The following is an 11043-nucleotide window of genomic DNA, read 5'->3' as shown; positions in this document are numbered from 1 at the left end:
TTGCCTTCCAAGAAAAGACCGTTCGCGAAAGATAGGCTTGCCGATCTACGAGTATGTCGAGGGGCTGCTCGGTGTTCGCCGCAGCATTCAGGGCGCTCATGACTATTTTTTGGACAGCTGAGTAGCGGTTAAGTATGAGAACTACGATGGACGATCAAATTACACCACTTCAGGAGCTCAGAATCCTTCTCTGCTTGATCCGTCATGCAGACGCAAAAGGAAGCGTTGATTTCGACAACCCCGACGTCACGGCCACCCTGGGTAGCCTAGTCTGGAACTGGAATGCAGTGGAGTTTCTGCTCTATAAGCTCGATGAGGCTGGGGTGATTGATTATTCCGAAATCGGCGAGGACGGCTTCAAGCCAATCATTCTGTGCATCGTCAACGATGACACGCATCAGTACGTAGCCAGGTTGGCTGAGAAAACTGAGTCGGTCTACGTTGCCCTAGACAAGCGCATCACCGACATCCTTACCTTCAATCCCAGCTCGCTGACTAATCGAATCACCGACACAAAGCGTCAGATTGAAGAGGTCAAAAAACATGTGGCATCAAACGACCTTCTCAAGCCTCTGGCTGGCCCTTTGCGCGAGATCCAGAGCCACTTTGACAGCATCAGCGTCGTTTCAGAGGGCTACGAGCACATCTACAAAAACATCATTCGCCCTGTTCAAGAAGAAGGTAAGTCTGGCGTCAAAGCTACAGTGAAATGGGCCATTCTCAGCATTCTGATTTCGACAGCGATCTCTCTGGCTATCAGTAACTGGTTACCCCTGAAAGATGGATTCAGAACTTTCTTCGCCGCTTGACGACCAGCGGCTTCGCCCATTGCGGTAGTGATTTCCTGACTTTACGGGACTGCAGGCTTGATACGTCGAATGTCATCCCGGCGCAGCAGCGGATGTTGTACTGAAATGATGCACCTAGGTTGCCAGCTCCTCACTTACCTCACCACCTAGACAAACGCGTCAATCCCTCTAGGAATCGCTGAAGGTAGCTTTCACTCCCGAGGGCAAATCCAGCTGCAAGCAAGGGCGCTTTGTATTCAGGTGCGGAGTACTCATGAACAAAGCGGGAGATTGTTTCTGAGTGCCAAGAGAGGCGACCTGTAGTGGTCAACTGATCCCGGACACTGCGTTAAGTTTTTCCTCGGCAACGGCAGGCGCTAGGCCCTCGTTGAATTGATGCGGTCGCCGCCAGTTATACCGTTCCATCAGGAACCGGCTGATATCCCGTTGTGCTTGCGCGGCGCTCATGTAGCCCGCTGCCGGTATCCATTCAGTTTTTAGGCTGCGAAATAGCCGTTCCATGGGCGCATTATCATGGCAGTTGCCGCGTCGACTCATGCTCTGTGTGAAGCGGTATCGCCAGAGTCTCTGGCGGAAACTTCGGCTGCCGTATTGGCTGCCCTGGTCGCCGTGAAACAATACGTTTTTCGGCCTGCCACGCTGCTCGTAAGCCATATCCAACGCCTTGATTACCAAGTCAGCGTCGGGCTTGGATGAGAATGCCCAACCCACAACACGGCGGGCACAAAGGTCTATAACGGCTGCCAGATATTGCCATCGGCCTTCAGCCCAGACGTACGTAATGTCACCGCACCAGACCTTGTTTGGAGATGCAACGGTGAACCCTCGATCAAGCACGTTCGGAATATCAGGTCGTTCCACGGTAGCCTTTTTGTAGGCATGGGAGCCCGGCTGCTTGCTGATCAAGTTCATCTCCCGCATCAACTTACGTACTTTGAACCGCCCGATTTGTATACCGTCCTCTTTCATCATCAACATGATGCTTCGGCTGCCCGCAGCGCTTCGACTTTGGGTAAATAGCTCGTTCACACGGCTGCGCAAAACCACCCGCTCGGCATCTGGAAATCGACGTTTTCGGCAGTACGTGTAGTAGCAGGATCGGGTTACTTCAAATACCGAGCACAACAGATCAACAGGCTCTTGAGCCCGCAGTTGATCGATTAACGCGAACGCTCGTGTTCCTCGGCCATCAAGAGCGCGGTGGCCTTTTTTAATATAGATTTTTCCCGTTCCAGCCGGTTGATTCGAGCTTCTAACTCTTGGATTTTTTGCTGCTCGGGCGTCAGCGCTTTACTGGTCGGAGTGACTCCGCCGCGCTCCTGCTGAAGCTGGCCAACCCAACGGCGCAGAGCCGACTCGCCAATGCCTAGTGAGCGGCTGGCTTCGATGAAGCTGTAATTTTGCTTGAGTACGAGGTCAGCAGCCTCGCGTTTGAATTCAGCGGAAAAGGTACGGCGTTGTTTGGTCATCTGACACCTCGTTCTGGCGAACATTCTCGCCTAAATGGGTGTCCGGAATCATTAGACCACTACAGTGTAGCAACTAGCATTGTAAAAACTCAGAACCGTAAACGGTTGATCGCACGGTACGCGCGTGAACACTTCAAGAAAGCCGCCGAATATTACAAAATTGTAATTTCTCAATCATGCCCCCGTTATCTACAGATTGCAACGATACAACTCGGCGATGATACAGGAGGAGCGACCAGCTTCCTTCAAACAACAATTCCAGCCGAAGAGCTTTCTAGTTCTGCCGAACCGAAGGAGTGATTAATGATTAACAATACAAAATTTTCGATAGCCGCTATGGCAATGATTGTCAGCTCTGTGCCGCCCATGGTGAGTGCGGAAGAAAATAACGGCGGTTTTATAGAGGATAGTAGTCTTACCGTCCTTAACCGCAACTACTACTTCAATCGCGAACATCGTAATGGTGAGTCAAGCCCTACAGGCAATGGATATTCCGAAGCATGGGCAAACGCGATTATTGCTAAATTCGAGTCTGGATTTACCCAGGGCACAATCGGTGTCGGAGTGGATGCGTTTGCTATGATTGGAATAAAACTCGACACGGGTGGCGGCCGTAATGGCGGCCGTAGTACATTTGATGTCCTTCCAGTCAATAGCAACGGAGAAGCAAGGAACGAATACACAAAAGTGGGAGGTGCTGCAAAAATTCGCGCCTTTGACACCGTAGTAAAAGTCGGTGACGTATTCCCATCCACCCCAGTTGTGGCTGCTGGCGACTCAAGACTACTACCGGAAAGTTTCACTGGTGTCACAGCAACAAATACTAGCATTGAAGGTTTGACCGTTCAGGGCGGTCGCCTACATGCCATGAGCCAGCCAGCTTCGAGCAACATGCGCGACAACTTTGCGACCTTCTATGCCGGGCCTGTTAACTCGCCTTGGGTAGGCTACTTTGGTGGCGATTATAACTTGAACAAAAACGTCACCCTTAGTCTTTACTCCAGTCGCCTCAAGGACGCATGGAATCAATACTATGCTGGCACCGGGCTAAACTACTCATTATCAAATGAGCTTTCCGTATTCGGAGGCCTTAACTATTATAAGGCTGTCGATGAAGGAAAAAAATTACTTGGCGATTTCGACAATAACATATGGAGCGGTAAAGTAGGCGTGAAGTATGGCGCGCACACACTTGCACTATCCCATCAGCGAAATAATGGAAATAACGACTTCGATTACCTGCGTCAGTCGGACTCAATATTTCTTGATAACTCAATTCAGTACAGTGATTTTAACTCACCTAAAGAACGCTCTTGGATGGTTCGCTACGACCTCGACATGACATCGTATGGTGTGCCTGGCTTGTCGTTTATGACGCGTTACGGTCGTGGCACTGATGCTGATTACTCTAACGCCAATACGACGTACATGAGACGCGATGCGGATGGAAACCCACTTACTGACCAGAAACGTTGGGAGCGTGACATCGAAGTAAAATATGTCGTTCAGACAGGTACCTTGAAAGATATGTCTTTCCGCCTACGGCAAGCTAATACTCGCGCAACCACATTTGAGTCGGATCTGGATGAGGTTCGTGTGATTATTGAGTATCCATTAGCTATTCTTTAAGATCTGCGCAGGATGAATCGTCCTAGACGAACATTCCGTTTTAGCTGGAAAATTTCAAAAATGTAATTTTTCAATCATCTTCCTGTTAGCTTAAGTCACCTATAGTAAACTGGAGTTCATAGCAATCTGCTAGCGCATCTGGCTAGACTGCTACAGGTAAGTAACACCCTTGCAAAAACCTGGAACTCACTGCTGTCAAGTTGAAGCTCCGCATCCACTTTTAGATTACTCATCTAAATACGATGTATTTTAAGACGCCCTTCGGGGCGTCTTTTTTATGCCTGCAGTAAACACCCCCCACATTTTATGTCTTATGACGCACGTCAAAAATATGACCCCCTATGCCAAGAGCGTAGAGGCTAACCACCTTTACGGCATGTTCCGGCCACTGTGTATCTGACTGTATTCAGTACTCCTTCAGAGTCTTCGTATGTCATAGCTGCGGGCATCACCCCGCACCCTTCCGCTGGTCGTACCATGCTAACTACATTCACAACATCTAATTTCATTCCGTATTTATATTGCTTAGCTACGGGAATTTTTTTTCCATGCCTAATCGCATACTGCTCCATAGCTACGGAGTTGGCACTCATTCTTTTTTCAAAAACCTTGTCACTATCTTTAGCAAATACGCTTGAAGAGATCGCAGCGACCACAATAAAAATAACATAATTAATAGTCTTCACTTTTTGCACCTCACATGTCAATAAAAACCCCGCAACCGGAATCGGGGCGGGGCTTATGTGTAGCACCACTACATTTACTTACTAATCGGGCCCTTCTCACCGCCTGACATTTTCGGAGGAGTTTTTTTCAGCTCTTTGGCTAAAAACTTCTCCATAGCCTGCTCGGTAGCTTGAGTAGCTCTAGCAATAGTCCGGTCTCCACCACCCTCAGCCAATGCAGTGGAAGAAAGAATCAATGCTCCTACAAGAGCGTAAATTTGTGCGATTTTCATTTCGACACCTCATATTAAATACTGGTATTAGAGTATCAATACGAAGCTATCAATACGGTGGCACTAAGATTACATATCCGTCATCATTGATATAAATAGCCCGCTAATGAGGATCAGCAGCGGGCTTTAAAAACAAACTGCTATACTATTTCTTGTTTTTCGCTGTCTGCTTCTTCATCTTTACGGTGTGCCCAGTGATATAACGCAGGAAGTATCAGTAGGGTCAACGCAGTTGAGGACAGTATTCCGCCGATCACAACGGTAGCTAGGGGCCGCTGGACTTCCGCGCCTGTTCCAGTAGCTAGAGCCATGGGGATAAAGCCAAGGGATGCCACCAAAGCTGTCATTAATACTGGGCGCAACCGCGTCAGCGCTCCTTCATTGATCGCAGAACTCAACGAATGTCCCTCTTCTCGAAGGTTGCGGATAAAAGCAATCATCACCAGACCGTTCAGCACTGCCACACCCGACAATGCAATGAAACCAACACCCGCCGAGATCGACAGCGGGATATCACGTAGCCACAAAGCCATAACACCACCCGTCAATGCGAATGGAATCCCGGTGAATACCAGCATGCCGTCTTTGAGATTGTTAAACATCATGAACAGCAGAGTGAATACCAAGAGCAGAGCCACAGGGACAACTATCTGCAAGCGTTTGGCAGCTGATTGAAGTTGTTCAAACTGCCCACCCCAGGTAGCCCAATAACCGGCCGGAATCTCTACCTGTTGATCAATGGCGATGCTAGCCTCCTTAACGAATGAGCCGATATCCCGTCCACGTACATTCGCGCTGACAATGACCAGACGCTTACCGTTCTCACGACTGATCTGATTCGGGCCAAGTACAAGATCGAGGGTCGCCACTTCTGAAAGGGCAATAAAACCGATCTGATCGGCATTGCCATTGAGCAGCGCCGGGACTGGAATCAGCAGTGTGGACAACCCCTCAACGTCCTTACGCATGGCGTCGGATAAACGCACCACTATGTCGAAGCGGCGATCTCCCTCATACATCGTCCCGGCCTGGCGGCCACCGACAGCCACCGCAATGGTGTCTTGAACGTCTCCAACGTTCAGACCGTAACGTGCGGCTTTGTCGCGGTCTATGTTTATGGTCAGTACAGGTAGCCCCGTTGTCTGTTCGACTTTGACCTCGGAGGCGCCATCGACCCCCTGCATTGACGCGGCAATTTTCGCAGCGGTACTGTTAAGCACTGCCATGTCATCACCGAAGACCTTGACCGCCACATCACTTCGCACGCCTGAAATCAACTCGTTGAAACGTAGTTGGATAGGCTGGGAAAGCTCATAGTTGCTACCGGGCATAGCAGCCGCTGCTTTCTGGATCTCTTCTGTCAACGTCTCCCGGGACTTGCTTGGATCAGGCCATTGATCCTTCGGCTTGAGCATCACATAACTATCAGAGATGTTCGGCGGCATTGGATCGGAAGCAATCTCTGCAGTACCGGTTCGAGCAAACATCCGTTCGACTTCAGGCACTTTTTCCAGCACAAGCTTTTCCAGGCGCTGCTGCATTTCCACCGATTGCGTCAGACTTGTACCGGGTACTCGTAATGCTTGCAGTGCAAAATCGCCTTCGCTGAGACTAGGTACAAACTCACTGCCCATTCGACTGGCGACCACGCCACTCGCAGCGATGACACCTAATGCCATGGCAAATGCCAGCGATCGATGACTCATGACCCAATCCAGCGCGGGGGCATAAGCCCGTCGCGCTCCTCGCATTATCACGTTCTCTTCTTCCTTGACTTTGCCCGTCACGAACATGGCAATTGCCGCAGGAACAAAGGTTACGGACAGCAGCATCGCGCCTAGCAAGGCGATCACGACGGTGAACGCCATGGGGTGGAACATTTTCCCTTCGACACCGGTCAGGGCAAAAATAGGTAGATAAACGACCATGATGATCAACTGCCCGAAAATCAGTGGTCGACGGGCTTCCTTGGCTGCTGCAAACACTTCGTGAAAGCGCTCGGAGCGAGTGAGGAGGCGCCCGTGATGGTGCTGCGCATTGGCGAGGCGCCGTATAGCATTTTCGACAATAACCACTGCACCGTCGACGATAATACCGAAGTCCAGAGCCCCCAGGCTCATCAGGTTGGCGCTGACTTTGTTGGTGAACATGCCTGTGAAGGTAAAGAGCATGGCTAGAGGAATGACCATGGCAGTGATCAGTGCTGCGCGAATATTGCCTAGGAATAAGAACAAAATCGCGATTACTAGGATTGCACCTTCAATCAGATTCTTCTTGACCGTGGCAATAGCCTTGTCTACCAAGTTAGTACGGTCGTAAACAGTGATCGCAACCACCCCTTTGGGCAGTGAACGGTTGATTTGCTCTAGCTTGACTGCAACGGCCTGAGAGACGGTACGGCTGTTCTCGCCTATCAGCATGAACACCGTGCCGAGTACCACTTCACGACCGTTTTCGGTCGCCGCACCGGTACGCATTTCACGCCCAATATCCACGGTCGCCACATTTTTAATACGTATAGGGGTGCCATCGACGTTGGCGATCACGATATTGGCGATGTCGTCGGTGGTCGCCACTTGGCCAGGGGCACGAATCAGTAGTTGTTCGCCACTGCGCTCAATGTAGCCGGCTCCTACGTTAGCATTGTTGCTTTCCAGCGCGGTCACAATGTCTGTCAGGGTCAGCTTGTAAGCGGCCAAGCGTTTTGGATCCGGAGCAATCTGGTATTCCTTGGCGAATCCGCCAATGGTGTTAATTTCGGCGACCCCAGGAACGTTGCGCAGCTGAGGTTTAATAATCCAATCTTGGATTACCCTCAGGTCGGTCGGCGTATAGGGACTACCATCCTCTTTTACGGCGTCTTCTTGGGCCTCGACAGTCCACAGAAAAATCTCACCCAAACCGGTAGAAATCGGCCCCATGACAGCTTCCACGCCTTCGGGCAATTGTTCCTTTGCCATCTGCAATCGTTCATTGACCAATTGCCGGGCGAAGAATAGGTCGGTGCCTTCCTTGAAAATCACCGTGACTTGTGAAAGCCCCGAGCGTGAGAGTGAACGCGTCTGCTCAAGTGCCGGCAGACCTGCCATGGCGGTTTCAATAGGGAAAGTGATGCGCTGCTCAGTCTCCAGTGGCGAGAAACCTGCGGCACCAGTATTGATTTGCACCTGGACGTTAGTGATGTCGGGCACGGCGTCGATCGGCAGCTTCTGGTAGCTAGCAATGCCGAGTCCGGCCATGAGGAGAACCGCGAGCAGGACGATTATGCGTTGCTCGATGGCAAATTGGATTAGGCGTTCGAACATGAGAACCTTCTCGTGGAAGTGGCGGATCAGTGGGCGTGTTCAGCCGAGGCTTTACCCAGTTCTGATTTCAGAATGAAGCTGCCGGCAGCAGCGACTTGAGCTCCGGGCTCCAGGCCCTCTGTGATCTCAGCCAGACCTGCTGCACGACTACCTATTACTACTGCTTGCGCCTTAAACCCGTCATCAGTTCGAACGAAAACTGTTGGCCTATCCTCGACCGTCTGGATTGCTGCTTCTGGTACTGCGACTTTCGCCAGCCGGGTATCGGTATCAACCAGTACGGTTACGAACAGCCCGGGACGCCAAGCCCCTTGCGGATTCGCTATGGACACACGGACAGTGGCGGTACGAGTCTGCTCACCCAGTAAACTCCCAACGTAGGCCACGGCACCCGTAACTTCCGCATTCAACTCAGCGGCACTAACCGTGACAGACTTGCCCACCAGGACTTTGCTCAAATCCTTAGGGGAAACGCCAAAAGTCACCCAAACATGCGACAAGTCCGAGAGCGTAAAAGCATTGCTGGTTTCACTGACAACCTCACCAAGGCCCAAGTGCTTTTCGACCACAACGCCATCGAACGGTGCACGCAGCTCATACCGGTTGCCACCACTGATCACCGAGCTGCCACTAAGTACGCTGATTTTTTGTCGGGCATTGCTGACAGCGATTTCGGCCTCTTGCAGAGCCTGACGGGCTTGAAGGAAATCCTGTTCGGCAGAGATTTTGTCCTGCCATAACTGGCGTTCACGCTCGTAGGTAGTGCGCGCCAACTCTAGACGACGTTGCGCTGCGGCTTGCTCACTGCGCTGATCAGAAATTTGTTGACTGGCAATCACGGCTAGTAGCTGACCTTTTTTCACTGTTTGGCCAAGATTGACATGTACCGACTCGACGACACCAGGAACCCGGGGTACCACATGCGCAGTACGGTCTTCATCGAAACGGACTTCTCCAGGAAACGGCAATGAGAGGCTGATGCTCTGTTCCTTAGCTTCGATTAACTGAATGCCGGCAGATCTGATCTGATCGTCGCTCAGAGTCAGGTGACCTTCTTCTGCTTCCCCTTCTTCATGCCCGCCATCAACTGACTCCTTGGCCGCACCCTCGTTGCTGTGATCAGCATCGTGGCCCTGCTCTTCTTGCGTCTGTACGCCGGTGGACGCTGTTGACGTGCTACCCATCCAGAGCGAACCAACACATATGCCCACCGTGAGGGTCAGTGCGGTGACAAGGATTTGTTTTTTATCCATGGGACTCCCTACGCAGCTCAGTGGGCAGTCACGGATTACCGTGGCACTGCGATGCTGAGTAGCGGTTAAAAAAGTGTTGTATGAAATTCAAGGGGTATGAGTGAGCTTGTCGACATCACCGAAAATTCGCTCGATACGCACCCAGGCGTCTGTCGCCTCGGCAATGGCCTGGATGTACTGGCCGCGCGCGCTGATTAAGGTGCGCTGGGCATCTAGCACATCTAGGAAGTTGAATTTCCCCATTTCGAAACCACGGGTAGCGGTATCTACAGCACTTTGCGCGGCAGGCAGGATGGTTTGATTGAACGACGTGATTTCAGTGTTCGCTGTCTTCCACTGAGCTAGAGTGGTCTGAATTTCTGTGCGCAGGCGTAACTCGCTGGCATTGCGAAGGTCGCGGGCCTGATCAGTTCGGCGGGCGGCTGCCAACACATTGCCCTGATTACGATTGAATAATGGGATGGGCATCGACAGCCCTACGACATTCACGCGCTCACGCTCCCGTTCATCGTATTGGCTACCTAAACTTACGGTTAGGTCAGGAATGCGCTGGGCTTTCTCCAAGCCAAGTGAGGCTTCACGCTGGTCAATTTGCAGCTTTGCCAACCGTAACTCCGCAGTCTGACCGATGCGATTAAGGAGCAGCGAAGGTTCCGGTACAGTTGGCATTGGCTGACTTGAATCACTTACAGACGCAAACGCCGGCAAAGGCACACCCATGACTCGAGCGAGTTGTTGATAGGCATTTGCCTCCTCTCGCTCTGCCCGTTTCAGCTCTAGGCGTACCTCCGACAACTGGACTTCTGCTCGCGTACCTTCAACAGGCGATGACTTGCCACTACTGATGCGACCTTGAGCTACATTCAAGCCACGCTTTGCGAGCTCAAGTGATTGACGTGATAACAGCAACCTTTGCTGAGCCGTAGATGTGTTGTAAAACGCCTGAATGACATCGGCACGTAGAACATTACGCTTGCGCTCCAATTCAATCTCGGCTGCATCTTGCGCTCGACTTGCCACTTCGATCCTAGCGCCTCGCTTACCACCAAGCTCGATCGGCTGATTGATCATCACCGTCGTAGTGCGCGAATTACGCCGGGTATCCTCAGCCTCCCAAGACAACTCAGGATTGGGAATCAAGCTCGCCTGCTGCCGATCTCCCTGAGTGATACCAATTTCCCACTGTGCTGCCGCTAGGTCAGGGTTGTTGGCAAACGCCATTTGAAGCACTTGATCCATTGTCAGCGCCTGTGAAACCGAACCAGCGGAAAAAGCCGTGCCTGATAGTGCAAACGTGCAACTTAGGCCTATTACCAACAAGGATTTTATGGTACGCAAGGGGGTAATTAACTTTCTAAGCCAACGCAATTTTATACTTCCTTTAAAGCGAATTTTCTCAACGTGATAACTGTAGAGTTCTTCATCTATCAACAAGGTGACTGAAGAATTACAAATATGTTATCCAGCTCTACTGCTGTAGGTTTTGCTCTAATATAGGAGGTGTTAAAAAAGAAAAACTTAAGGCGGAAATATGATGAAACAAAAATTCAGCAATTATCTGCCGAAGCGCACTTGTCGAATTGGGGTATTCATATGAGCTCTCTATGGATATATAGCCTC

The 11043-nt window shown here is 51.0% G+C and carries 8 protein-coding genes; 2 read left to right on the top strand and 6 right to left on the bottom strand.

Annotated features, from left to right (window positions below; translation table 11 throughout):
- Positions 1-146 precede the first annotated feature (146 nt).
- Entirely contained in the window at positions 147-809 is a 663-nt protein-coding gene (locus tag PPTH39_RS07520; RefSeq protein ID WP_086795807.1) for a COG5 family protein, read from the top strand.
- 306 nt (positions 810-1115) lie between these two features.
- Here the strand turns inward: PPTH39_RS07520 and PPTH39_RS07515 are convergent.
- Positions 1116-2278 (bottom strand): IS3 family transposase gene (locus PPTH39_RS07515; RefSeq protein WP_085994787.1). Its coding sequence is split into 2 segments (ribosomal slippage): positions 1116-2023 and positions 2023-2278, totalling 1164 coding nucleotides; the frame shifts between segments, so codons are not numbered across the junction.
- Between the two features lie 303 nt (positions 2279-2581).
- Here PPTH39_RS07515 and PPTH39_RS07510 point away from each other — a divergent pair.
- Entirely contained in the window at positions 2582-3907 is a 1326-nt protein-coding gene (locus PPTH39_RS07510) for an OprD family porin (protein ID WP_086795806.1), read from the top strand.
- Positions 3908-4266: 359 nt separating this feature from the next.
- On the opposite strand, the gene PPTH39_RS07505 is transcribed toward PPTH39_RS07510, so the two are convergent.
- The 5 genes from PPTH39_RS07505 to PPTH39_RS07485 form a co-directional block, all read right to left on the bottom strand.
- Positions 4267-4593, bottom strand: coding sequence for a DUF2790 domain-containing protein (locus tag PPTH39_RS07505; protein WP_086799539.1), 327 nt, complete (start codon positions 4591-4593; stop codon positions 4267-4269).
- A 74-nt stretch (positions 4594-4667) separates the two neighbouring features.
- Entirely contained in the window at positions 4668-4865 is a 198-nt protein-coding gene (locus PPTH39_RS07500; protein ID WP_003444050.1) for a co-regulatory protein PtrA N-terminal domain-containing protein, read from the bottom strand.
- Between the two features lie 140 nt (positions 4866-5005).
- Entirely contained in the window at positions 5006-8170 is a 3165-nt protein-coding gene (locus PPTH39_RS07495; protein WP_003444052.1) for a CusA/CzcA family heavy metal efflux RND transporter, read from the bottom strand.
- Between the two features lie 26 nt (positions 8171-8196).
- Complete coding sequence (locus PPTH39_RS07490; RefSeq protein WP_003444054.1) at positions 8197-9423, bottom strand: efflux RND transporter periplasmic adaptor subunit; 1227 nt, start codon at positions 9421-9423, stop codon at positions 8197-8199.
- Positions 9424-9510: 87 nt separating this feature from the next.
- Positions 9511-10734, bottom strand: a complete 1224-nt coding sequence (locus PPTH39_RS07485; protein WP_232527626.1) for a TolC family protein — start codon at positions 10732-10734, stop codon at positions 9511-9513.
- Between the last annotated feature and the right edge of the window lie 309 nt (positions 10735-11043).

Origin of the sequence: Pseudomonas bubulae (genome assembly GCF_900618535.1) — a bacterium.
Lineage (GTDB): Bacteria > Pseudomonadota > Gammaproteobacteria > Pseudomonadales > Pseudomonadaceae > Aquipseudomonas > Aquipseudomonas bubulae.
The sequence above is the reverse complement of the archived record's forward strand: the minus strand, read 5'-3'. Positions and strand labels throughout refer to the sequence as shown.